Below are 24,778 nucleotides of genomic sequence, written 5' to 3'. Positions count from 1 at the left end.
CCAAAAAAACGATAATGGTCGCCAAAATCCCACGCCTCCCTTATAGTCCTCCCCGCCAAGCTCACCCAACCCCCCGAGAAACAACATGATCCGCAAGCACCACCTCCTCACCCTCGCCCTGTGCGCCACCCTGACCGCCTGCGCCAGCGAGAACAACACCGTCGACGACTCCAACGCCCAGGCCGACGCCGGCGAGCAGGATACGACCGAGCAGGACGCAACCCAGCAGGACGCAACCCAGCAGGACGCAACCCAGCAAGACACCACCAGTGCCCCCACCACCGTCCGCGTCGCCACCTACAACGCCTCGCTCTACCGCCAGCAGGCCGGCCAACTCGCCGACGACCTCGCCGGCGGCCAGGACGCCCAGGCCAAAGAGGTCGCCGAGGTCCTGCAGCGCGTGCGCCCCGACGTCGTCCTCATCAACGAGTTCGACTGGGACGCCGACGGCGAGGCCGCGCGGATCTTCCAAGAGGAGTATTTGGCAGTAGGCCAGGCCGGCCAAGAGGCCCTCGACTACGCCCACCGCTACGTGCCGGCGACCAACACCGGCCTGTCGTCGGGCGTCGACCTCGACGGCGACGGCCAGGCGACCACCGAGCCGGGCAGCAACGCCTACGGCAACGACTCGTACGGCTACGGCCAGTTTACGGGCCAATACGGCATGGTCATCTACTCGCGCTATCCCATCGCGACCGACGCGATCCGCAGCTTTCAAGAGTTCTTGTGGAAGGAGATGCCCGACTCGCAGATGCCCGCCGACTTCTACTCGGAGGAGGCCAAGGACGTGATGCGCCTGTCGTCGAAGAACCACGTCGACGTGCCCGTCGAGATCGACGGCACGACCGTGCACGTGCTGGCGAGTCACCCGACCCCGCCGGCCTTCGACGGCCCCGAGGACCGAAACGGGCGGCGCAATCACGACGAGGTTCGCCTGTGGCTCGACTACGTCACCGGCGGCGAGCAGGCGGCCTATTTGGTCGACGATAGCGGCGTGGCCGGCGGGCTCGCCGACGGCGCCGAGTTTGTGGTGGTGGGAGATCTGAACACCGACCCGAAAGACGGCGACAGCCGGCGCGGCGCGCTCGTCGACCTGCTCGCCTTCGCCCAGGACCCGCAGCCCACCAGCGAGGGCGGCGCGCAGGCCGGCGAAGACCAGGGCCGGGCCAACGCCGAGCACGAAGGCGACCACGCGCTCGACACCGCCGACTTCAGCGACGGCCGCGTGGGCAACCTGCGCGTCGACTACGCGCTGCCCTCACAGGGCCTGTCGGTCACCGACAGCGGAGTGTTCTGGCCCGCGCCCGGCCAGCCGCAGGCCGAGCTCGTCGACGTCTCCGACCATCACCTGGTGTGGGTCGACTTGGAGCTGTGAGCCTCAAATGCTGCATTGCGGCGAGTTCTGCGCGCTGCAGTTGCCGTTCTCGTCGCAATACTTGACCACGGCGGTCTCGCTGCAGTTGGGGTCGGCGGGATCGCACAGCGTGCAGGTCTCGCCGCAACTCTTGTTCTCGCACGGGTCGTACGGGCCGCCGGGGCACGCCATCTTGGTGCAACTCCACACCTGCTGCTGGGTGCACGTGCAGGTGTTGCATTCGACCTGCTTGGTGTCGCCGGGTGTGCAGCTCAGGCCGGAGTCGATGCCCGCGTCCTGCTGGCCGGTATCCTGCTGGCCGGTATCCTGCTGACCCACATCCTGGGTCCCCGAATCTTGGACGCCGGTATCTTCCGCGCCCGAATCCTGGACGCCAGTATCGTCCGCGCCCGCATCCTGCGCGCCGGTATCCTCGTCTCCCGCATCCTGCTCGCCGGTATCCTCTTCGCCGGCATCTTTTTCATCCGTGTCTCGCGCGGCCATATCGCTCGCGTCCGACGCCGAGGCGGCGTCCTCTTCGAGGGCAACGTCGCTCGTCTGCGTGCCGCTCGTCGCGTCGTCGGAGCAAGCGGCCAGGGCGAGCACAAAGGTGAGGATCAGCAGAAGATGGAGCTTCGAGGGGATTCTGTTCTTCATTTTCGTCACTCATCGTAGTTTCAATTCCGGACCGCCCATCCTACGTCGAGTCGCCGCGCTCGACAACCGTGGCGCGGCGACTCGGTGAGAGCTCCGGTCCCGTCGCCGCCGTTTGGAGGCAGCGCTTCCAGCGCTGGTAGCAGGAGCGCGCGCCAATGCAACCAGCGCAAAATGCGCTGCCTCCAAGCTCTACGGCGCTGTTTGGAGGCAGCGCTTCCAGCGCCGTTCGGAGGCAGCGCTTCCAGCGCTGGTAGCAGGAGCGCGCGCCAATGCACCCAGCGCAAGATGCGCTGCCTCCAAGCTCTACGGCGCCGTTTGGAGGCAGCGCTTCCAGCGCTGGTAGCAGGAGCGCGCGCCAATGCACCCAGCGCAAGATGCGCTGCCTCCAAGCTCTACGGCCGATAGATCCAGAACGTATAAGTGTTCGTATACTGCGGGCGGTATAACTCCACGACCGCCACGGCGTCCGACCCGTGCATGTGGTCGTTGAGCCGGGCCTCATCGCTCAGCAGCAGCGGCACGCTGCTGGTGGTGCCGGTGGCCAGGTCGAACACGTCCAGCGGGCCGGTGCCGTCGAACTCCTCGTCGCGCTCTCGCCAGCTCACAAACCGCGAGGTCGGCCCCAACCACTGACCCTGGCCGGTCCAGGCGGCCGAGTGGGGCGAACCTCCGTCGAACCACTCGGCGCGGAAGCGGTCGGAGGCCGACAGCTCGGTGGTCGTCTGGGTGTCGGGGGCGAAGGCGGTGATGGGCGCGCCCGGGTTGAGCCCGGTGCCCGGGAAGACGCCCAGGACGTGATCCCAGGTGGCGTTGACGATCACCGAAAAGCTCTGGCGCAACTCGTCGAGCAACTCGGTGGTCTGCTGCGAGGCGCGCTGCCAGTAGCCAAAGCGCTTGCTCTGCACCTGGCTCTGGGCGGTAATCCAGAACAGGCCTTCGGAGTCGGGGTGCCACACCGCGCGGGCCGAGCCGCCGCGGGTCACGTCGTGGACAGTGGCCGCCCCGTTGGCCAGCTCGGCGACGCGCAAGTCTTCTTCGGCGTAGATGTAGTTGGAGGTCGGGTCGGCGAAGGCCACCGCGTCGCTCGACGGGCTCCAGGTGACGTGCTCGTGGGCCACGCCGTCAGCCACGACGATATCGGTCTGCGTGGTCAGGTCGCGAATGCGCAGCTCGGCGCTGTCTCGCAAGCTCGGGCTGCGGGTGCTCAAATGGGCCAGCTTGGTGCCGTCGGGCGAGAAGTCGAAGCGCGTGCCCGCTCGATCGCTCAACGCGGTGTCGGTGTTGGCCTGCAAGTCCCACAACCAGCTCTCGTAGTCCTTGTTGGTGCTGTTGACCGGGTCGGCGTAGGCCAGAAGCGAGCCGTCGGGCGAGAACCGCGCCTCCAGGACGGTGCCGCCGCCGTTGGGGGCCTCCTCGATGGTGTTCGTCGCCGCAAACCACACCGCCAGGCCCGAGTTCTTCTCGAAGACGAACGCCTCGCCGGTCGGCGAGAAGCGCCCGCGCACCGTGTCGCGGCTCGAGTCGCTCGCCAGCACGCTGGCGGTGGTCAGGTCGACGACGTGCATCTCGAATGGGGCGTCGAAGTCCGCCTGCGTCCACACCGCCATGTAGCGCCCGTCGGGGCTGACCCGCAGCCTTCCGTACGGTTCGTAGACGTTGTCGAGCACCTCGGTGGTCTGGCCGCTGGCGTAGTCGAACACATGCAGGGCGTGCTCGCGGCGGCTGTTGCCGCGCTCCTCGAGATAGGCCAGGGCGTGGTCGTACACGTAGAGCTGGTCTTCGACGGGATCGACCGTCAAGTCGACCAGCGCGCCGGTCGACTTCGTCCACACCTTGAAGGGCGACAAGAACTCGTAGAGCACCGCGTGCTCACCGGTGGAGCTCGGGTAGACGGCGGCGAAGTCTTCGTCGAGCCCCGAGGCCACCGGGGTGACGTTGCCGGTCGCCAGATCGAGCGAGTGCCAGTCGACGAGGTCGCCGCCCGCCGAGGTGTAGAAGAAGAGCGTCTGGCCGTCCGCGGTGACCTTGGCCAGGTCGACCTGGCCCTGGGTGCTCGGCGTGATCGTGAGCCTGCCCCGACACGGGGTCAACTCGCAGCTGGCCGTGCACGACACCGCCTCGCTCCACCCCGTGCACGCCTCGGGGATATCGTCGCCGTCGCACGCCTCGCCCTCTTCGCGCACGCCGTTGCCGCACTCGGCGGCGGGCGTGGTGTCCTCTTCGACGTCCTCCGCGGTGTCGGAGGCGTCGGCCGCATCCCCGGAGTCGGACGAACTGTCGGCGTCCGCCGCATCGGTCGCGTCGACGCCGGTGTCGCCCGGATCGGACGTGTCGGCTGCGTCGTCGCCGACGTCGCCCACGTCAGCCGCGGCGTCCGCACCGGACCCGCCGTCGAGCGGCGCGTCCGTCCCGCCGCCCGAATCCTCGGAGCATCCGGCGGACACAGTGAGTAGGGCGAATAAACCGAGGGCGGCACAACAAGCACGGTAGCGCATTTGAATCGGTCCCAAACAAGTCAATCATCAACACGAGCAAAATCCGGCAGGGGCCGGTGAGACGTGTCGCGACCGTCGATATTCAAAAGCGATGCGCCGAGGCGGGGGCTTTCCGAAGGACTCGGGCGTTCTAAAGGATGCAGGGGGGCAGGTGCGTGCGGAAAGCAAGTGCGTGCGGACAGCAAGCAAGAGCCGCGCAGCGCGGTGAGGGCGCGCTGCGCAGCGATACGCCGACGCTCCGAAGAGGTCAGACGTACTCGTGAACGTCAGCCTTTGACGTAGCTGACGTAATCCTGGTCGCTGCCCTCGATGTGGTCGACGAGCCAATCCTGCAAGAAGTTGAGCACGTCGATCGACAGCATCACCTCGCCGCGGTCGAAGCGGCCTTTGTAATCGCTGACGTGGGCCACGAAGTCGTCGTGCTCCTTTTTGTGCTCGAGCAGCTTCGGGTAGTTGGCCCGCTGCATGTACTTCTCTTCGTCGGTGAAGTGATACTGGGTGTACTTGGCCAGCTCACCGATCACGTCGCCGATGACTTCTTTGCTCTTGGCCTGCTTCATCGCCGAGTGCAGCTCGTTGATGAGCTCGACGAGCTTCTGGTGCTGCTCGTCGATGGGGCCAACGCCGGTGTTGTACGATTCTTTCCAGTCGATAAATGCCATGCCTTACCTCATCTTGGTTAAGTAACTACACGAAGATTCTGCCGGTCATCTCGGCGGCTCTCGACGCCAATCACTGCGTCGCCATCCCTCGACGATGCCGCTGGCATCGCCTGCGGGCTGTCTCCTTGTGCTTGCCGCCGATTGCTCGCCGAGCTTTCCCGCACAATCTCCGTGCAGTTACTTAATCGGGGTGGATTTAAACCGTAGAAAGGCGATGCAAGGCGTGTGCCACGAAAAACGGCGCTAGAGAGGTCTCCAGCGCCGTTCGAGGTAGGCAATATTTTCGTCAGCGCGCCGCGTAGGCAGAATTTGCGCGCCTTTTTTGCTCGTTACCTGTTCTGCTCATTCCCTTTTTCGCTCATTCCTTTTTTCGCTCATTACCTGTTCTGCTCATTCTCTTTTTCGCTCATTCCCTTCTTCGCTCATTCACTTCTTCGCTCATTCCCTTCTTCGCTCATTCCCTTCTTCGCTCATTCCCTTCTTCGCTCATTCCCTGCTTCGCTCGTTAGCTTTTTCGCTCCTCATCGGCTGTGCGCGAACAAAAAGTCGAGCACCCGGTCGGTAAAATCGTCGCTCAGGCTCGGGATATGCCCGCCGCCGCGGATGCTCCACAGCTCCACGCGCCGGTCGGCCTCGCACCCACCCCACTGCTCGATATCGCTCTCGGCGCCGTCGACATCCTTGTCGAGATCGGCCGCCTCGCCGGTCTGCGCCTGGGCGTCGCAGCCGTTTCTGGCCGCCCAGCGCTCGGCGACCTCGCGCGCGCCGGGGTAGGCGTTGCCGGCGAATTGGCCGCCGTCGTACAGCACGGTCTCGTCGGCGTCGCCGTGGATCTGCAGCACGCCCACCTGCCCGTTCTCGGCGCAATCCTGCGCGTCGTCGAACGCGCTGCCCGCCAGGCTGGCGATGGCCGCGATCTCGGAGCCGAGCTCGCAGGCCATCCGGTAGCTCATGAACCCGCCGTTGGAGTGCCCCATGAAGTAGACCCGGTCGGCGTCGACCGCCAGGCGCTCTTTGGCCTCGGCGAGCAGGTCACTCAGGTACTGCACGTCGTCGACGCTGCTCCCCCCGAAGTTGCAGCACGCGTCGGTCGCGTTCCAAAACCGGTTGCCCGCCCCGTCCTGCGTCCCGTTGGGCAGCACGGTGATAAACCCACGCTCGTCGCCACGCCGGCTCAACCCGAAATAGGCATCCTGCAGCGGCCCGGTGGCCGTGTACCCGTGCAGCAACACGACCAGCGGCCAGCTCTGCGTGCGGTCGTAGGCGTTGGGCAAGATCACCCGCGCCGGACGGTCGCCGCCCAACGGCGCGCTCGCATCCCACGGCGGCGCGAGCGCCGCGTCGCCGCCTGCGTCCTGCTGATTCGTGTCAGGCTGGTTTGTATCGGTCTGAGTTGTATCGGATTGGCCGGCGTCGCCCGTGTTCTGCTGCGTGGAGTCGGCATCGGAGCCGCAACCTGTGGCGAGGGTGAGACCGGCGGCGAGTATGACGAGTGTGATGGCGTATTTCATGGCGGCCATCTTACTCGTTGGGGTGGGTGGCGTCGAGGTGTTGTAGTTGAAGGTATGAGAGGTTCGCTACGCTGCCCCCCGCGCACGGAGCGGCTCATGATTGATCAGGAGTTTCTAAGTAACTGCACGGAGATTGTGCGGGAAAGCCTCGGCGAGGACTGAGTGTCAAGGACAAGGCGCGACGCCGAGGCGATGCAGCGCATCGTCGAGAAGAAGCAACGCAGTCATTGGCGCTCAGAACCGCCGAGATGACCGCAGAATCTTCGTGCAGTTACTTAATTGGCGGCGACGGTCGATTCGAACCCGCGACCGTGACCGCGACCGCGCCCCGCCGTTTAGAGCTGCAAGGCCTTCGAAGATGCGTTGTGGTTTCAGACGAGCAAATCGGGTGGGTTCGAAGCAAACGCCAGTGGCGACCTCTTGGCAGTTCAACAACGGGGCGCGGTCGCGGGCGCGGGCGCGGTCACGGGCACTGAGTTGGCCTCTTGGCCAGTACACGGATTTATGTGTGCTCAATGAGCGGCGGGGGGCCGGGCGGCGTAGGCCGCCCCGGGGGCCGGTCAACCTGGCTGGGAGTCCTACACCCCAACCGGCTCGACCGGCCCGACCGGCTCATCCACCACAACCTCCGGCCCTGTAGGTGCGGCGGTCCTGGGCGCTTGTGCGTCTGGCTTCGACCGGCGCGGGACGTGATTTCTTGCGGGGCCGACAGCCTCGAACCCCTTGTGGGTGAAACGGAACTTGTAGCTGCGGGCGAGCGAGGCGACCGGAGGGAGTCGAGCGTTGCCCGTAGCGGGGTTCGATTATGGAGCCCGGCCTCCTCCTCGGTCCTCCTCCACTTCGCGTTGCTTCGCGGAGGAGGAGTCCCCTCCTCGGTCCTCCCCTACGCTCCGCTGTGCTTCGCGCAGGGGAGGAAGATGTTGCCTTGGCGCGGTGTCTCCGGGCAAGATGGGGGCTCGTTTGTGTGAATGACTCGTGGTCGGAGGATGATGATGGGTGCACGTCTGGTGGTCGGTTTGTGTTCGGTGCTTCTGCTCGCCTCGCTCGGTTGCGACGACGGCGGCTCCTCGGGAGGCGACGGGGAGTTGGTCGACGTGGCGACGAGTGATGCGGCGGATACGACGGCGGCCGATGTGTCGGAGGACGTGCTGGCGGACACGCAAGCCGACGTACAGGCCGACGCGGCGACGCTCAGTGAGCGTTATCCGGGGGATGAGGGGATGGCCGAGGATTCGGCGGTGCTCTTTTTCGACGATTTCGAGGCGGGGTGGGGGCGCTGGGATGCGCCGCAGGCGGATACGCAGTACCTGACGATGCAGGACGACGCTGCGGTCGCCCACTCGGGCAGCGGCTACCTGCGCTCGACGGTGACCACCGAGGATTTGGCGAATGACCAGTATATCTCGTCGGCGTCGCGGGTGGGCTTCGAGCGGGTCGACGAGATCTATTGGCGCTTCTACGCGCGCTTTCCGCACGTGGCCCCCAACCCGCACCACTGGGTGCGCGTGTCGGCGGGCAACGCGTCGTGGAACTCGAGCGGATTGGCCAACACCGTGCCGCCGGGGGACGAGGGGTTCTGGTTCGACTTCGACATCAACAACGACAACGTCTTCAACTTCTACGTCTACTGGCACGAGATGCGCTCGGGGCGCTGCAACGACGGCACCGCCGAGCCCGGCTGCGCGGGCGACCAGGGCACGACGTACCACTATGGCAACACCTTCCGCCCGCCCGGCCAGCAGCCCTATCCCCTCGACGAGTGGGTGTGCATCGAGATGCGCGCGAAGGCGAATACGCCCGGGCAGATGGACGGGGAGTTGGCCTTCTGGGTGGACGGCGAGCCGGTCGGCGAGTACCGCGCCGGCCACCCCGAGGGGACCTGGCTGCGCGACCAATTCCACACCGACGGCTGCGACTGGAGCGCGTGCGGCGAGCCCGAGCCCTTCGAGGGCTTCAACTTCCGCACCTCCGAGGAGGTCGGCTTCAAGCGCGTCATCCTCGACGCGTATTACGAGCGCGGCTCGAGCGCGCGCAAACAGCAGGCGCTCGAAGACCGCGGGCTGACCGTCTCCGACGAGCAGACGATCCTGTACGACGATGTGGTGGTGGCGACCGAGCGTATCGGGTGTCGGCGGTGAGCCCGGGGCCGCACCGAACAAATGTCGACGCTTATTGCAGCTTCCAGTCGAAGCCCAGCCCGTAGGCCAGGTTGTTGTAGTCCATGCGCGAGTTCTCGAAGGTGAGCTCGACGCCGGAGTGGCCGGAGATGGGGCAGCAGACGGTGGCCTTGCGCTCGACGACGCGGAAGATCTTTTCGGCCGGCTCGGAGATGGACAGGCCGACGTACTCGTCGAGGGCGACGGCGTCGACGGCGACCGTCTCGATGCGGCCGGCGTAGCTGTAGTCGTAGACGCTGACCGTCTCGTTGTCGGCGATCGCCTCGGCGGTCTGGCCGGCGGCCTGGCAGGTGGGGCTTTGCTGGGAGATGGGCTCGTCGTAGCGGCGCGCGGTGCGGATGGTCACCTCGGCGCAGGTCTCGGCGTCGCCCGCTTTGGTCAAGATCGCCTCGTCCAGGACCGCGTCGTGGCGGATGTCGCCGGGGACCTCTTCGACCATGTCGGCGGCGCGAAAATAACCCTGCAGCTTGGCGTATTTGGTGCCGACGTGGTCGCGGCTGATGCTGCGGCCGACGGTGTTGCTGCAAGCGGCGACGAGGAGCAGCAGGGCTGCGCCCGTGAGTGCTTTGTAGAGGTACATCGTGGTTCTCCGAATTCGTAGTGCCAGAAGGTATCGTTCGACGCCGGGTGTGATAGCGAAGCCGCAGCGCTTGTGCAAACGATAGACGCTGCTGCGAGGTAGGGCCCTCCACAAACCCGTTGCTCCGAGGGGTGACGCCGCCGGACGAAATCGGGGCTTGAAATAATTTAGAATCGTTCTTAATTACTCTGCCTGGCGATCCCCGATGGGGGATTGACAGCACAAGATGTCCCTTTACTCTCCGGGGCGCGAGTGCACCGGCGCATGTAACGGCCGGCGCGATTGCGCATCTAAGAGTACCAATTTGTATTTCTGTAATCAGGAAGCGAGGAACCCAATGACGATCGTAGGACAGCAGGCACCTGAGTGGGAAGCAGCAGCATACGTCAAAGGCGAGAACAAGACCGTCTCGAGCAAGGACTATGAGGGTCAGTGGTACGTGCTTTACTGGTACCCGGCCGACTTCACGTTCATCTGCCCCACCGAGATCCGTGAGTTTGAAGAGCTGCAGGAAGACTTCGCCGACGACGGCGTGGCCGTGATCGGCTGCAGCACCGACTCGTTCTTCAGCCACAAGAACTGGTTCGAAGACGGAGAGACCTTCGAAGAGGGCATCACCCACCCGGTGCTCGCCGACACGAACCACTCGGTGAGCAAGGCGTTCGGCGTCTACGAAGAAGAGAACGGCATCGCCTTCCGCGCCACCGTGGTCGTCAACCCCGAAGGCCGCATCAAGTCGCTGTCGGTCAACGACATCGACCGCGACGAGGCCGGCGTCGGCCGTAGCGCCAAAGAGGTGCTGCGCACCGTGCAGGCGCTCCAGTCGGGTGGCCTTTGCGGCGCCGAGTGGGAGCCGGGCGCAGAGTTCGTCGAGACTGACTGAGAACTGCATGTAATTCACCACGGGGAGTACGGGGAAGAACAATAATGTCGTTCACCGTGTTCGCCGTGGCCCCCGTGGTAAGTCCCAACCCCCAACGCCTCAAACCCCAAGGAAGTAAATCATGGCGGAATTTGAAATCATTGGACGCGACAACTGGGAAGAGTTCGTCAATTCGCCCAAGGCCGTGCTGATGCTCGGCAAGTCTGACTGCCCCGCATGTGATGCGTTCGCCAAAGAGCTCACCGAGTGGTGCGAAGGCTGCGAGGGATGGGACGACGTGCGCTTCGGCAAGCTGATCATCAATCAGCCGGGTCTGGCCGGGTTCAAAAAGCAGAGCCCGTGGCTGGCCGACGTGACCGACCTTCCGTTCACGGTCATCTACAAGGACGGCGAGGTCCAAAAGACCTTCATGGGTGGCGGCCTCAACCGGCTGACCAACCGCATGGAGCGGGTCTATCGCGGCTGAGAAGCTCGCGTGTGTGACATGAAAAAAGGCCGCCGAGGCAATCCTCGGCGGCCTTTTTTTGTGCCCGCATGTTGTGCACGCGGGGCGAGCTTAGTTCACCGTCAACTGGCCGGCGTCGCTCGGTACGTAGCCGTCGCCGGGACCGTTGCTGTCGCAGTAGGTCCAGGTCTGGCCGCCGTCGCCCGAGAAGCGATAGGCGTAGTCGTAGTTTCCGGCGGTCGCCGGAGCGGTGAGCGTGGCCTGGTACTCGTCGTTATTCTGGGAGAAGTCGAAGCCCGTGTTCGGCGACGCGTCGGTCCAGGACCAGCCGGTGGCCGTGGACGGGTCGCTGTTGTCGGGGCCGACGCCCAGCTGCGAGACGATGGACGGAGAGTCGAAGACGGTCGACTGCGTGTCGGTGTACCCGGCGATGTAGAGCTGGCCGTAGACGATCGTGGTGCCGCCCGTGGTGAGTGTGGCGGTGGGGGGAAACTGGACGTTGCACCAGTTGATGGTGTTGCTCGGCGCGTAGGCGTCGGCGAGGCGGAACTCCTGCGGCTGGGCGGCCGGGGTCGCCGTGGGGTCGCCGTCGGCGTCGGGGGTGTACTCGAGGTTGCGGGTGATCACCAGGTCGAGGGCGGCCGACGAGGCGCTCGTGAGCACCGGGACGGTGCATTCGACGACGTCTTGGCTCGTCTCGGTGCAGTTGGTGAGCACGAAGGCGGTGCCGCTGTCGTCCTCGAGTTCGTAGGTGTCGAGGGCCGGGTCGAGGCCGAAGCCCTCGATGGTGGTGGTGCCGGTGGTGTCGGCGGGGGCGCTGGCCGAGCTGACGGTGGTGGCGTTGAAGCAGCGCCCGGGCGTCGGCGAGGTGCGCTCGACGAAGACGTCGCTCGTCGGCGAGATGCGCGCGAGGCTCGAGCCGCTGGCGACGTCCGGGGAGAGCTCGGTGTCGGCGGAGCCGTCTTCGCCGAGCAGCCCGGAGCTGTTGGCGTCGCCGTACAGCACCGAGTCGATGGGCACGCTGGAGGCGTCGACGTTGGCCGAGGGGGCGAAGAAGAGCGCCACGCCGTCGGCGGTGCTGCCGCCGTTTTGCAGGTCGTTGACGATGTCGGTGCCGGTGCCGTCGAAGAAGGTCGGGTTGGCGTTGTCGGCGGTGGAGGCCGGCCCGCCGAAGACCGCGCAGCCCTGCGGGGCGAGGGTGCCGCTCAGGTCGAGCTGCGAGTAGGTGTAGTCGCTCCCGCCGCCGCCCATCGAGTAATTCGACAGGTCCACGAAGGTGTCGCCGGCGTTGTAGACCTCGATCCATTCGTAGGTGTCGTCGCTTCCGGCCACGTCATAGAGCACCTCGCTGATGACCAGGTTGGCGGCGTCGACGGTGACGGTGAGCGTGGAGGTCTGCTGCTGGTTGCCCGGCCCGTCGAGGGTGAGCGTATAGATGGTGGTCGTCTGCGGGCGCACCACGAGGGTGCCCGAGGCGACTTCGCCGCTGGCGGCGGTGTAGTTGGTGATGCCCGCGTCGCCGGTGATCGTCAGCGCGTTGCCGTTGGTGGTCGTCCAGCTCAGTTGGACGGCTTCACCGGAGACGGTCGTGGTGGTGTCGGCGCTGAAGCTGTCGATGGTGATCGCGGCCACGGTGGTCACGGTGACGTCGGCGGTGTCCGAGCCGTTGGCGTTGGTCGCCGTCAGGGTGTAGGTCACGTCGGCGGTCGGGTTGACCGTGACGGTGCCGGTGGCGTCGCTGCCCGAGTAGATCGAGGTGGCGGCGTCGTCGACGATGTCGACCTGGGCTGCGTTGGAGACGTCCCAGCTCAGGGTGACGTCGGAGCCTGCGGGGACGTCGGTGTCGGGCGTGGCGCCGAACGTGTTGATCGTGGGGGCGGAAAGCACGGTGACGGTGACGTCGGCGGTGTCCGAGCTGCCCGCGTTGCTCGCCGTGATCGTGTAGGTCTCGTCGGCCGAGGGGGTGACGGTGACCGTGCCGGTCAGGTCGGTGCCCGAGTAGACCGAGTTGGCGGCGCTATCCTCGATGTCGATCTGGGTGGCGCCGGTGACGGTCCAGCTGAGGGTGACGTCGGAGCCCGGGGCGACGTCGGTCTGCGGGCTGGCGCTAAAGTCGGTGATGGCGACCGGCGGGGCGACGTCGACGGTCAAGGTCTCGGTGACCGGGCCACCGAGGCCCTCGGCGGTCAGCGTGTAGGTCGTGGTCTGCTGGGGCTGCAGCGAGATCTCGCCGGGCGTGGCCAGGTTGCTCAGGTCGATGGCGCCGGTGATGTCGGACTCGAGGGTGACGTCGGTGGCGTTGGCGACCGACCAGCTCAGCGTGACGCTGTCGCCCTGGACGATCGTGTCGCTGGGGTCGGCGGTGAACGAGGCGATGGTGACCGCGTCGCCGGTGGTCAGGGTGAAGTCCTGGGTGGCGGTGCCGCCGGCGTTCTCGGCGGTGAGCGTGTAGACCACGTCGGTCTGGTCGGGCACGGTCACGTCGATCGAGCCTGTGTCGGTCGGCTCGCTGCTGATGTCGATGGCGCCGTCGGCGTCCGATTCGAGGGTGAGGGTGTCGGCGCCGGTGACATCCCAGGAGACGGTAACGGTGCCGCCGACCTGCGCCGGGTTCGGCGAGACCGAGAAGGCGTCGATGGTCGGGGCGTCGGGCAGCGCGTCGACGGAGACGGTCACGCTCTGTTGGTCGCTGCCGCCATCGTTGGTGGCCGTCAGGGTGTAGGTGGTGTCTGCGGTCGGCGAGACGTCGACCGAGCCCGAGTCGACGTCGGCGTCGCCCAGGTCGATGTCGTTGCCGTCGCCGTCGACGAGCGCGAGCGAAGTAGCCCCGGTCGTCGTCCAACTGAGGGTGGCCGTCTCGCCTTCGGTGATCGTCTCGGGCGAGGCCTCGAAGCTGTCGACGCTGGGCGCGGCGACCGGCTCCTCGACGGTGACTTCGACCTGCGCGGTCGCCTCTTTGTCGCCGTTGACGGCGGTCAGCACGTAGGTGGTCGTCGCCTCGGGGGTGACTTCGAGCGAGCCGGAGGCGAGGTTCTCGTCGGCGATCGTGTGGCTGAAGTCGCCGTCGACGACCGAGATCTCGGCCGAGGTCGCGTTGGCGATCGTCCAGTTGAGCGTGGCCGGCTCACCGGCGGTGATGGTCGCAGGCTCGGCCGCAAAGGCGGAGATCTGCGGCGTCGTCGTCTCGGCGGGCGGCTCCTCGTCGTCGGAGCACGCAGTGCCGACGATCGTCAAGGCGAGCAGGCCGATCAGGGCGAGCAGGCGCATCGCGCCGGCCGCAGGTGAAACAGTTGCGTCTCTACAGTACCTCATACTCCTCTCCCTCCAGTGGTATTCATTGTGGTCGAATTGTCGATCCTCGCCTTGTGCATAGCGGAAGCGAGGTTGCGATACAATGGGAGGGGGAGGTGGGGGGAGGAAGAGGTAGGGAGAGGTGAGTCAGTCGGATTGGTCGTCGAGGGGCACGTCGAGCTTGGCGGCGAGCCACTGGGCCTTTTCGAGCGCGGTCGCATGATCGAGCTCTTGGGCGATCGTGACCGGGATCCCGTTGCTGTCGATGACGAAGGCCTCGTAGACCGTGTGCTCGTTGCGGCCCTCGATCTGTTCGAAGCGGATGATGCCCACCGACGAGATCTTGTCGGCCACGCGGGCGAGCTTGGCGGGCTTGTTGCGCAGCTCGTCGAACTTGATCGGCTCGTCGAGGGCGCTCCCCTCGGGGGGCTTGTACGTCTTGTGCTGTTGGTAGAGCGTCACCGCAGCGCCTACCGCGATGAAAAATACGCCGACGAGGACTTCGAAGAGCATGACATGCACCGAATCTGGAGAAACGTTTTGCTGGGCGAGTGTGCCCCAAGGGAGGCCGGTTGGGCAACTGCGGTGAGCAGTGCTCGCAGGTTGCTTGCAAACGCGCCCGCAAGGTAAGTCTGTAGAGTGCGATACGGCGCCTGATCAAGACGATGCTTTTGGAGAGAAGTTGTATGAAGTCAGACTCGATGTCCCGGGGGCGCGTGCCCGCATCCCGTCGTGTGGTGGTTGTTTTGTTCGTCGCGCTGGCGACCGTGCTGGCGACGGGCGGCTGTTCGGACGACCCCGAGCCGAACGGCACGGCCGACGCGGGGGTGTCTGATGCCGGCGACGCCGAGCAGCCCCAGGATGCGTCGAGTGACGTCGAGGAGGACAGCACCGTCGCTCCGGATGGAGGCCGGGAGGATGCAGGCGACGAGGATACGGGAGAGGCGGACGCGGCCGACCTGTGCGCGGACGTCGAGTGTGCGCCCATCGACACGCCGTGCATGGAGAACGTGTGTCTGCGCGGCAATTGCGTGGAGCGCGTGACCCCCGGCGCGAGCTGCGATGACGGGCTGAGCTGCACCGGGGAGGGGACGTGCGACGATCTGGGGCAGTGCCAGCAGGGCAGCGTGAATGCGGACGCGTGTCTGATCGACGGCACGTGTTTTTCGAGCGGCGAGGCCAAGAGCGACGATGCGTGTCTGTTGTGCCTTCCGTCGTCCGTCTCGTCGGACTGGATGCCGAGCACGACCGCGAGCTGCATCGACACGCAGGTGAGCGCCGGCGGCAACCACACCTGCGAGATCGCCGCCGGCGGCTCCGTTCGGTGCTGGGGCGCGGATAACGCCGGTCAGGCGACGCCGCCGCAGGCGAGCTTCATCGACGTGAGCGCCGGGGGCCTGCACACCTGCGGTATCGATATGTCTCACGAGTTGCAGTGCTGGGGCGCGGACACCGACGGCATGGCGACGCCGCTGGGCGGCGAGTACGTGCAGGTGAGCGCGGCCAGCCGGCACGCCTGCGCGATCGGCGTCGACGGGCGGGTCGAATGCTGGGGCAATACCGACGACGGCAAGGCCTCGGCGCCGACGGGCGAGTTTTTGCAGATCGCCGCCGGGCCGCATCATACCTGCGGGATCAAAGAGTCGAACGAGCTATGGTGCTGGGGACGCAGCGACCACGGCCAGGCCCAGGTGCGCCAGGGCAGCTTCGCGCAGGTCAGCGTCGGCCAGAGCTTTACGTGCGCGCTGACGACGGGCGGCGAAGTCAATTGCTGGGGCAAAGACGACGCCGGCGAGGTGAGCGACGCGCCAGCGGGGGCTGGCTACGAGCAGATCTCGTCGGGGTGGAACCACACCTGCGTGCTCGACGGTTTTGGGCAGGTCGAGTGTTGGGGGCAAGACTCCTACGGGCAATCGACGCCGCCTACGACGGTCGTGTTCACGTCCATCGACGCGGGGCGGTGGCATACCTGCGGGGTGGATGACAATGGGACGACCCATTGTTGGGGCAGTGATAGCAGCGGGCAGGCGACGGTGCCGTGAGGTGGAAGGCAAGGACAAACCCCGCTACGGGCAACTCTCGGCGCCCTTCGGGACGCCTCGCTCGCCCGCAGCTACAAATTCTTTTGCACCCACAAGGGGTTCCACGATCGTCGGTCCTGCCCAAACGGCCCGTTCGAGACAATTGAGCAACAGGCTCCGGACGGCTCAAAATGCATTCTCCTGCCAGGACTCCAACCTCGAACCCCTTGTGGGTGATACGGAACTTTTAGCTGCGGGCGAGCACGGAGGCGTAGCCGACGTGCGTTGCCCGTAGCTTCTCTTATCCAGTCCGAAGCGTGCGCGTACCTCATCGGTACTCACGGTCTCTCCCTTCTCGATACTCTCGAGGCCACGCTCTATCTTGCGACGCACATAGATCTTGTACTCGAGGTCCTCCCAAGTCGCGTCGTCTGGTAGTTCATCGACAAGTTTGTGGGCTTGCTCTTTGATTTCGGTACGCGGCATTGAAGCACCTCCTATGCTCACAGCCCAAGTGTGGGCGCCTACTCGGATTCTAGCAACGATCGACGCTCGTTCCAATGGGTTGCTTCCCGGCGGTTGCTAACCACGAAGCCGCTTCTCGTCCTCGAACCCCTTGTGGGTGATACGAACTTTTAGCTGCGGGCGAGCACGGAGGCGTAGCCGACGTGCGTTGCCCGTAGCGGGGGGCGGATTGCTTGCGGGCGATTGTAGTAGGGGCCTCTCCCTGAATCCCTCTCCATTTCGCTTCGCTACATGGAAAGGGACGCCCCTCCTCGGTCCTCCCCTCGCTACGCGGGGGAGGAAGATGTCGAACAATTGACCGATTGGGTTACTCGCCTTCCGGCACGGGCGTGCCGCGCAGCGCGTCGAGCTTGCGCATGACCTCGTCGAGTTGGGCGTCGCGGCGTTTGTCGTCTTCGGCTTCGCGGTAGACGAATTTGGCCAAGGGCAAGATGGCGCTTTCGATGAGGCCGAGTTGGCTCTCGAGGACCTCGCCGAGTTTCGAGGGCATGTCGCCGACGACCTGGACCTCGAGCTTGGCTTGTTGCAGGGAGAGCAGGGCTTCGGACAAGGCTTCGGCGGTGGCCGGGGCGGTTGCTGCCGGCTGCTGTTGTTTGGGCTTGGGGCGGTCGACGGTCGACGGCTTTTTGGCTGTGGCTTTGGCTGCCGAATCGACGGCCTTTTCGAGCACCCCGCGGATTTCGCCCAGCTCGCCGGAGACCGTGTCGGTCTGCAGGGCGGTGTGGACGTCTTCGAGGCGTTGGACGAGCGTGGCCAGGGGGCCGGCGACGCGGCTGACGGGGTCGTCGTCGCCGCCCATCATCTTGCGGCGTTTGTACTCGCGTTTGATCTCTTCCCAACGCTCTTTTTGCTCCTCGGTCAAGGTGCCACGAAGCTCGGCGAGCTTGAGCAGGTTTTGCTCGGAGCCGGTGGTGAGCGTCTGGGATTCCTGGTTGTAGTGGTTGTCGATGATCTCTTGGACCTCGCGGTCGTTCATCGCCGAGGCGACCTTCTCGGTCATGCGGCCCATGTTGCGGTAGCTGCCCTGCAGCTGGAAGGGCGGCTCGGTGCGGTACTCGTCCTTTTTGCCCGCCGAGATGATGTACTGCTGGTTGACCTTGAGCACCACGTCGCGGATTTGCACCAGCTTTTCGAGCACGTTGACGATCTCGCCGGCCTCCACTGACGAGTAGGCGTGGTCGAACTCGGTCAGCGGGATTTGCTGGCCGTCGACCATCTTCATGAAGCGCATGATGTCTTGGCGCTCGCGGGTGACGAGCGGGGCGGTGACCTTGTTCGAGGTGAGCGCGTTTTCGATATAGCTCATCTCGAAGGCGTCCTGCTTGCCGCTGAGGATGTCGCCCAGGTTGTAGGTGTCGGCGCGGTTGGCGAGCATGTCGGGGATCGTGAAGCGCTCGCCCGACTCGGTGTACGGGTTACCGGCCATGACCACCGAGAAGCGCTTGCCGCGAAGGTCGTAGGTCTTGGTGCGTCCGTTCCAGACACCCTCGATGCGGCGGGTGGCGTCGCATAGCGAGATGAATTTCTGCAAGAATTCGGGGTGGGTGTGCTGGATATCGTCGAGATAGAGCATCACGTTGTTGCCCATCTCGAGGGCGAGGTTGATCTTTTCGACCTCGTTTCGCGCGGTGGCGTTGGGCGCCTCGTCGGGGTCGAGCGAGGTGACGTCGTGACCCAGGCTGGGTGCGTTGATCTTCATGAACATCAGGCCGAGGCGGTCGGCGATATACTCCATCAAGGTCGTCTTGCCGTAGCCGGGCGGCGAGATGAGCAGGAGCAGGCCGCTTCGGTCCGAGCGGCTGTCCTCGCCGACGGTGCCCATCTGCTTGGCGAGGTTGTCGCCGATGAGCGGCAGGTAGACCTCGTCGATGAGGCGGTTGCGCACGAATCCGCTGAAGACCTGCGGCTCGAGGCTGTCGACGCGAAGGCGCCGGCGCTCGCGCTCGAGCAAGTCGCGGCTGAGCTTTTTGTACTCCTTGTAGGCGGGGACGTGCTCGTCGATATAGCGGCGAAGCCGGGTCAAAAACTCGTCGAGGCGAAGCTCGAGCGCGCCGCCGTCGATGCGCGGGTGGTCGCCCAGAAGGTCGGTGACTTCGGCGGTGGTGCGCGCCTGCGCGGTCTGCCGCTCGAGGGTGCCGTCGGTCAAGATCAGCGCGGCGACCTCGGGGATCAGGTGCGACATGTCGTCGTCGAGCTGGCTGTCGGCGAAGCCCGTGAGCCAGGCGATGACGAGCTCCCAGCGCGCGGCGAGGTTGCCTTGGAGTTGCTTCAAGTCCTCGTCGAAGTCGAGGCGAGTGTGCTTTTGGTCGAGATAGTTGAAGAACTTGTCGCGCAGGGCGACCGCTTCGCTCGATTCGACGAAGCGGGGGTTGGTGTCGACGAGCTCTTCGGCGAGGTAGCGTCCGGCTTCGCGGCAGAGGCCCTTTTTCGGTGCGAGTGCTTCTAGCTCTCGCGGCGAGGGCAGGGATGCCCCCGCACCGAAGGTGGCGGCGAACGCTTCTATCTCTTGGGCGAGCTCTTCGCCCAATGCCTCGAGCGGCTTGCCGTGCTCGAAGATCTCGCGCAGACGCCCGAGGCTCACGCCTCTTCGGCCCCAGTTCTTGCGCCGGTCGGGTTGCTCGGCGAACGTCCAGAACATCGTCGCCAGCGCCCGGGCGCGCGGCGTAAAGCGCAGCAGGCCGGCGGTGGCGTACATGCCCAAGAACGCTCCGAGAATTTTAGCGGTGTCCTCGTCGTGGACGCCGCGCTCGTAGCCCTCGTCGTAGCGCTCGTTCATGTACTCGCGGATGAGCGGCTGCAGGCCCTTCTCGGACTTTTTGCGGCGCTGCAACTCGGCGACCGTCAGCTCGTTTTCGCCCGCTTCGGCGTCGAAGAGAATCGAGGCGGCCAAGTACTCGCCGCGGTAGACGGTGTCGGTCTCCGAGATGAGGTGCTGGTCCCAGAAGCGCCGGGTTTTGTTGAACTCCTCGTCGTCGATGATCTCGAAGAAGTCGGTGCCCGTGATGTGCAGCGCCATGCGCGGCTCGCCGTCGACCTCGCGCGGCACCATCGTCATCTCGGGCGACTGGGTGTTCACGCTGAAGCGGTGCTGGCCGAACTTGATGACGTTGTCGCCACCTTCGAACAGGTCGAGCTTGTCGCGGAGCTGGCGCACCGCTTTGTCTTTGGCGGCCTTGAGCTGGGTGGTGATGTCGTCGGCTTTGACGTCCTCTTCGAGCTCGCGAAGCTTGGTCACCAGGTCGCGCACCTTCATGACCATGGCGTCGGAGGCGAAGTAGGCGTTCAGGTCGTCGACCGACTTCATGTTCGACGCGCGGCGCACCACGCCCTTGAGGATGCGGTCGGCGCTCCTGGCGATGTTGTTCGCCTTGCGCTGGCGCTCCTCGAGCAAGGCTTGCTTGCGCGATTCGAAGACCTCGTAGACCTCTTCGCGCTTCTCGGCGAGGCGGCCCAGATAGCCGTCGAAGGAGCTAAAGCGGCTCTCGAGCTCCTCGAGCTGGACCATCAAACGCGTGAGCTGCTCGTCGCACGCTTCAGGCGTGTCGCACATGCCCAGCGCGCTGGTCACGCTCTGGCTGAAGAGCTGGAATTGGACGGCGAATTCGGCCTTGCCCTCTTTTTCCTGCAGCTCCTTGGTGTTGCGCTCGAGCCGGGCGCGGGCGCGGTTCTGGCGACTGAGGACCTCGCCGATATTCTCCAGTATTTTCGTGCGTTTAGTGGGGTCGTCGATCTGCAGGCCGCTGATGACCTCGGTCAACAGGTTCAGGCCTTTGTTGATCTCGTCGAGCTTCTTTTCGAGCTCGGCGGCTTGCTTGGTGTTCTCGAGGTTTTCGACAGTGGCGTCGAGCTCGTCGAGGCCCTCTTGATACGTGCGAAGCGCCTCGTCTTGGAGCAAAAAGTCGACGGTCGCCCGGCTCAGGTCGTCGTAGCGCTCGCTGACCTCGGCCTCGAGCTCGTCGAGGCGGCTGACTTTGATGTAGCGCATCTCCTTGAGCGTGATCAGATGACCGCGCTGCTTTCGGAGCTTGTCGAGGCCCTCGACGAAGCGCTCGATGCGGTTCCAATCGTGGTAGCGCACGTCGGTGAAGAGCGAGCGCTGCTTGGCCTCGGCCTCTTCGAGGGCCTCTTTGGCGCGCTTTTTGAGGGCGGTGACCTTCTGGAACTCGTCGATGACGAGCTCGGCGGTCGAGATGATCTCTGTGGCGACCTCGGCGAGGTTTTGCGCCTCGTCCTTGTCGAGCCAGAAGTAGGCGTCGAGCAGCTTCTGGGCGGTGGCGATGAGCGCCTCGTACACCGGCATCGACGGCTCGAGGTCGCCGACCATCGAGCAGAGGCTGTAGGCGTCGGAGATGCCGCGCACCAGCTCGGCGTTGCCGATATTGCTCAGCAGCGAGTCGTCTTTGGGCTGCTGGGCGGCGTGCTCATCCGAGATAAACGGCGTCTGCCAGATCTGCATCGGATGGATGCGCGTGGGCTCGTCGCCCATGAACCGGAACACGATCATCGTGCCGTCGTCGAACAGCGAGTAGCCGTGGCAGTTGATCGGGTTTTGGACGTCCTTGCGGATGACGTTGTAGGCCAGCAGTAGGTAGTCGCCCTCTTTGGGATGATAGAAGACGTACAGGACGTCCTCACCGTTGGCCGAGCGGATGACCTGGTGGATGCGAAGGCCTTCGACGGTGGCGTCGAAGCGCTTCGATTGGCCGTTCGACAAGACGAAGCCGCCCGGGAAGATGACGCCCTGGTCTTCGGGCAGCCGGATGCACGACTGGCCGATGGCGTCGAGGCGCTCCACCTTTTGGGTGAGCGTGTTGTAGACGAAGTAGCGCCACGCCTCCTCGCGGTACGGCAAGATCTTGAGCAAGATCAGGTTGCCGATCTTGGCCCAGAAAAACTCCCCGTCGCCCAGCGACTGGTGCAGGTCCTCCACAGGCTCGCTGTAGATGCCTTTGCCGTCGTCGGTGTTGTCCTCGATCTTGATGGTCAGGTCGCCGCCGACGGTCTCGACGAAGACCTCGTCGAGGATGCTGATATGCGGGTGCTTGCCCTTGACGTGATCGTCGCGGGTGACGCCCTGCCACTGGAAGTCGTGGGTGTCGGGCGCCTTGAGGTCGCGGTCGCCGGCGTTGTCGATGTACTCGACGTTTTCCTGGGCGTCCAAGCCCCAGCGAAGCACGCGGCGGTCCTCGAGGGTCGAGCCGATCTGGAAGATGCCCAGCAGTCGGCCCTCGAGCTTGATGAGCTGCCGCAGGCGCGCGTCTTTGTAGTAGGCGTACAGCTCGTCGAAGTCTTTGACGAACTTGGCGTCGCTTAGAAAGTTGGCGTCCGAATCCTGGCCGACCGACTCGAGCTTGAAGCCGTCGTCGGACTTGTCGAAGGCGTGCAGGCTGAAGACGTCGTCGACCTCGGTCTTGGTCTTCAGGCCGATATGCACGTTGTAGCCAAAGAGCATGCGCCCGCCGACGTTGACGATGTCCTGCGGGATGCAGTTGTTCTCGGTGCGGATGCGCTCTTGGCCGATGACGGTCATCTCGGTGCCGCCGAAGAGGTCGGCGCGGGCGGCGTTGAGCTTGTCGGTGCGCTCACGCAGCTGGCGCGCCTGGTCTTCGAGGCGCTTGCGGATGATGTCGTAGTTGGACGACGAGACCTGGGGTTGGTCGGTTTGGGTCTCGGTGGCTTTTTGGGATTCTTCGGACATGGCAAATGGCCTGCGAACGCCGGAATCATGCGGAGCGGGGGCTTGCCCCCAGCGGAGCCCTCGCCGGTGCAGCCCCATGGCTTGCCTTGGGGTTAACCGTGCGTCTCCTGAACTCGGGGCAACTCTGAACGCCACGTGTCGGCACAACGTAACGTCGCATAGCCGAACGCATGTGGTGATTGTCGATCAAACCCCCGGGGCGAGCCCCGGGGCTGCACGGGCGCCCCAAACAACGGGGCGCGCTCCGCGGGCAGCAAGCAGCCGCTCCGCGAACGACGTCACTCTCCGGGCGTCAGATCCGTGACCGCCTCTTCGACGTCGTCAGCCTTCGATGCAGTCGGCTCCGACGCCTTGGGCGCCTCGGGCTCCTCGTCCTTGCTGACCTTGTTCATGACCTGGTCGAGCACCTTGCGGGCCGTGGGGCTGGTGTCGATGAACCCCTCGACCATTTTGCCGACGGTGATCGACTTGGTGAAGTTGTCGAAGAAGGCGTCGTCGCCGCCCACGATGTTGATGTTGGAGGCTTTGAAGGCGTCTCCGAGCACCGCGGCTTGCGCCTTGGCGATCTCGATCGACTTCTCGAGCTGCTCCATGCTGATTTCGCGCTGCAGGTCGAGCTCCATCTGGAAGCGTTCGAACTCGTAGCCTTCCTTGTCGAAGTTCTTCATCGCCTCGGCCTTCTCGGTCAGACCGGCAGCCTCGGCGGCCAGCTTGTCCTGGATGGCCTTGGCGTCGGCCTCGCCCTGCTGGGCGCGGACCTCGGCGCGGGCCATGCCTTCCTTGCGGATGGCGTCGGCCTCGGCTTCTTTGATGCGCACCTGCGCCAGGCCTTTTTCCTGGTCGCCGGCGGCTTCGGCCACGGCCTTCTCGCGGGTGACCTTGGCTTGGGCCAGGCCTTCCTTCTCGATGGCCTCGGCGCGTTTTTCGGTCAGGCGGATTTCCACCATGCCCTTTTCTTCCTCGCCGGCGGCCTCTGCGAGCAGCTGCTCTTTGCGCACGCGGGCGTCGACCAGACCCTGCTTTTCGTTGGCCTGAGCGTCGGCCTCTTTGACGCGGACTTTGGCCAGGCCGGCGGCGGCCTCTTCGGCCTCGATACCTTCGGCGAGCTGCTTTTTGGCCTTGGCGGTGCGCTCGCTGGCGTCGAGCTCGGCCTCGGCCTCGATGACCTTCTGCTGGGCGCGGTGCTTGGCGGCGGCCTCTTGGGCCTCGGCCTCTTTGATGTCTTTGACGAGCGCTTGCTCGGCCTCGCCTTCGGCGGCGATGACCGCGGCTTTCTTTTGGCGCTCGGCGTCGGCGATCACGCGCAGGTCTTGGATGCGCTCTTCCTCTTCGGCCACCGTCTTGTCGACCGAGACGCGGTCGCGCACGATCTCGGCGATATTCTTCTTCTCGACCTCGACCTCTTTGTCCTTCTCGATGCGCTGCAGCTCGGTCTCACGCTCGCGGCTGATGACCTGGAGCTGGCGCTCTTTTTCGACGTTTTCGGTCTCGACCGCGATGATGCGCTCGCGGTTTTTCTGGGCGACCTCTTCCTCGCGCTGCTTGTTGATCTTCTGGATTTCGATCTCTTGCTGCGCCTGGATGTGCGCCTTCTGGGCGCGCGCCTCTTCCTTGGCGGTGATTTCGGCCTCTTCGGCCTTCTCACGCGCCTGGACCACGCCGATTTCGCGCTGCTGCTTGGCGGTCGCCTCGGCCTCTTGGCGCTCGTACTCGAGCAGCGCCATCTTGGTTTCGAGGTCGTCCTTGCCGATATCCTTCTTGGCTTTGTTGCTGAACTCGTTGGTCTGAACCCGCTGGACCGAGGTCAGATCCGTAATCTTACGGATGCCCTGGGCGTCGAGAATATTCTGCGGGTCGAGGTTCTCGACCGGGGTCTGCTCGAGGTAGTCGATGGCGGCGTCTTCGAGGACGTAGCCGTTGAGGTCTTGGCCGATGATCTCGATGATCTTGTCGCGGAAGTGCACGCGCTCCTGGTACAGCGACTCGAACTCGAGCTGCTTACCGACGGTCTTCAATGCCTCGGAGAACTTCGAGACGAAGAGCTCCTCGATTTTGTCCTGGTCGGAGGCGCGCTTGCAGCCCACGGACTGGGCGACCTTGAGCACGTCTTCGGCGGTCTTGTTGATGCGCACGAAGAAGGTGACCTTGATGTCGGCGCGGATATTGTCCGCACATATCAGACCCTCTTTGCCTCGCCGGTCGATCTCGACCGTCTTCAGCGAGATATCCATGTACTCGGCGCGGTTGAACACCGGGATGACCAACCCGCCAGTAAAGGTGACCTCCGGCTCTTTGGTGGTCTTGTTGATGATCAAGGCCTGGCCCTGATCGACCTTTACATAGCACTTGATGGCGAAGGCGAAGCCGCCGAGGATGATCACCGCGGCGGCGGCCGCCAACACGATCGTCGCCACGCTCATTCCTGATATCGGGTCCATTTCTATTCTCCGAGTAGAACGTTCGGTTTGCGCGAGCCCGC

The 24,778-nt window shown here is 64.9% G+C and carries 14 protein-coding genes; 5 read left to right on the top strand and 9 right to left on the bottom strand.

Annotated elements, in window-relative coordinates:
* Nucleotides 1-85: 85 nt before the first annotated feature.
* Nucleotides 86-1,375, top strand: a complete 1,290-nt coding sequence (locus FIV42_RS11760; RefSeq protein WP_141197874.1) for an endonuclease/exonuclease/phosphatase family protein — start codon at nt 86-88, stop codon at nt 1,373-1,375.
* A 3-nt stretch (nt 1,376-1,378) separates the two neighbouring features.
* On the opposite strand, the gene FIV42_RS11755 is transcribed toward FIV42_RS11760, so the two are convergent.
* From FIV42_RS11755 to FIV42_RS11740, 4 genes are all read right to left on the bottom strand, one after another.
* A complete protein-coding gene (locus FIV42_RS11755; RefSeq protein WP_141197873.1) occupies nt 1,379-2,011 on the bottom strand; it encodes a hypothetical protein in 633 nt (210 codons plus the stop codon).
* Between the two features lie 392 nt (nt 2,012-2,403).
* Nucleotides 2,404-4,506 (bottom strand): hypothetical protein, encoded by a 2,103-nt coding sequence (locus FIV42_RS11750; RefSeq protein WP_168210577.1) that lies wholly within the window; start codon nt 4,504-4,506, stop codon nt 2,404-2,406.
* Between the two features lie 266 nt (nt 4,507-4,772).
* The gene (locus FIV42_RS11745; RefSeq protein WP_141197871.1) at nt 4,773-5,168 is read right to left on the bottom strand and encodes a bacteriohemerythrin; all 396 of its coding nucleotides are present in this window, start codon (nt 5,166-5,168) and stop codon (nt 4,773-4,775) included.
* 521 nt (nt 5,169-5,689) lie between these two features.
* On the bottom strand, nt 5,690-6,688 hold the full coding sequence (locus FIV42_RS11740; RefSeq protein ID WP_141197870.1) for an alpha/beta hydrolase family esterase: 999 nt from the start codon (nt 6,686-6,688) through the stop codon (nt 5,690-5,692).
* 983 nt (nt 6,689-7,671) lie between these two features.
* On the opposite strand from FIV42_RS11740, the gene FIV42_RS11735 reads away from it, so the two are divergent.
* A complete protein-coding gene (locus FIV42_RS11735; protein ID WP_141197869.1) occupies nt 7,672-8,817 on the top strand; it encodes a hypothetical protein in 1,146 nt (381 codons plus the stop codon).
* A 31-nt stretch (nt 8,818-8,848) separates the two neighbouring features.
* Here FIV42_RS11735 and FIV42_RS11730 read toward each other — a convergent pair whose 3' ends face one another.
* Complete coding sequence (locus tag FIV42_RS11730) at nt 8,849-9,436, bottom strand: hypothetical protein (protein WP_141197868.1); 588 nt, start codon at nt 9,434-9,436, stop codon at nt 8,849-8,851.
* A gap of 337 nt (nt 9,437-9,773) precedes the next feature.
* On the opposite strand from FIV42_RS11730, the gene FIV42_RS11725 reads away from it, so the two are divergent.
* Both FIV42_RS11725 and FIV42_RS11720 read left to right on the top strand, forming a co-directional pair.
* Nucleotides 9,774-10,319: a peroxiredoxin gene (locus FIV42_RS11725; protein WP_141197867.1), complete on the top strand. Its 546-nt coding sequence runs from the start codon at nt 9,774-9,776 to the stop codon at nt 10,317-10,319.
* A 121-nt stretch (nt 10,320-10,440) separates the two neighbouring features.
* Nucleotides 10,441-10,785: a thioredoxin family protein gene (locus tag FIV42_RS11720; RefSeq protein ID WP_141197866.1), complete on the top strand. Its 345-nt coding sequence runs from the start codon at nt 10,441-10,443 to the stop codon at nt 10,783-10,785.
* A gap of 90 nt (nt 10,786-10,875) precedes the next feature.
* Here the strand turns inward: FIV42_RS11720 and FIV42_RS11715 are convergent, their stop codons facing one another.
* Nucleotides 10,876-14,076, bottom strand: coding sequence for a beta strand repeat-containing protein (locus FIV42_RS11715; protein WP_141197865.1), 3,201 nt, complete (start codon nt 14,074-14,076; stop codon nt 10,876-10,878).
* Between the two features lie 126 nt (nt 14,077-14,202).
* A complete protein-coding gene (locus FIV42_RS11710) occupies nt 14,203-14,568 on the bottom strand; it encodes a hypothetical protein (RefSeq protein ID WP_141197864.1) in 366 nt (121 codons plus the stop codon).
* Nucleotides 14,569-14,741: 173 nt separating this feature from the next.
* Here FIV42_RS11710 and FIV42_RS11705 point away from each other — a divergent pair, with 173 nt between their 5' ends.
* Nucleotides 14,742-16,097, top strand: a complete 1,356-nt coding sequence (locus FIV42_RS11705) for an RCC1 domain-containing protein (RefSeq protein ID WP_168210576.1) — start codon at nt 14,742-14,744, stop codon at nt 16,095-16,097.
* Between the two features lie 811 nt (nt 16,098-16,908).
* Here FIV42_RS11705 and FIV42_RS11695 read toward each other — a convergent pair.
* Nucleotides 16,909-22,299, bottom strand: coding sequence for a DNA repair ATPase (locus FIV42_RS11695; protein ID WP_168210575.1), 5,391 nt, complete (start codon nt 22,297-22,299; stop codon nt 16,909-16,911).
* A gap of 278 nt (nt 22,300-22,577) precedes the next feature.
* Nucleotides 22,578-24,737, bottom strand: a complete 2,160-nt coding sequence (locus tag FIV42_RS11690; RefSeq protein WP_174769495.1) for a flotillin family protein — start codon at nt 24,735-24,737, stop codon at nt 22,578-22,580.
* Nucleotides 24,738-24,778 lie beyond the last annotated feature (41 nt).

Origin of the sequence: Persicimonas caeni (assembly GCF_006517175.1) — a bacterium.
GTDB classification, from domain to species: domain Bacteria; phylum Myxococcota_A; class Bradymonadia; order Bradymonadales; family Bradymonadaceae; genus Persicimonas; species Persicimonas caeni.
This window is presented reverse-complemented; position numbering and strand designations above follow the sequence as displayed.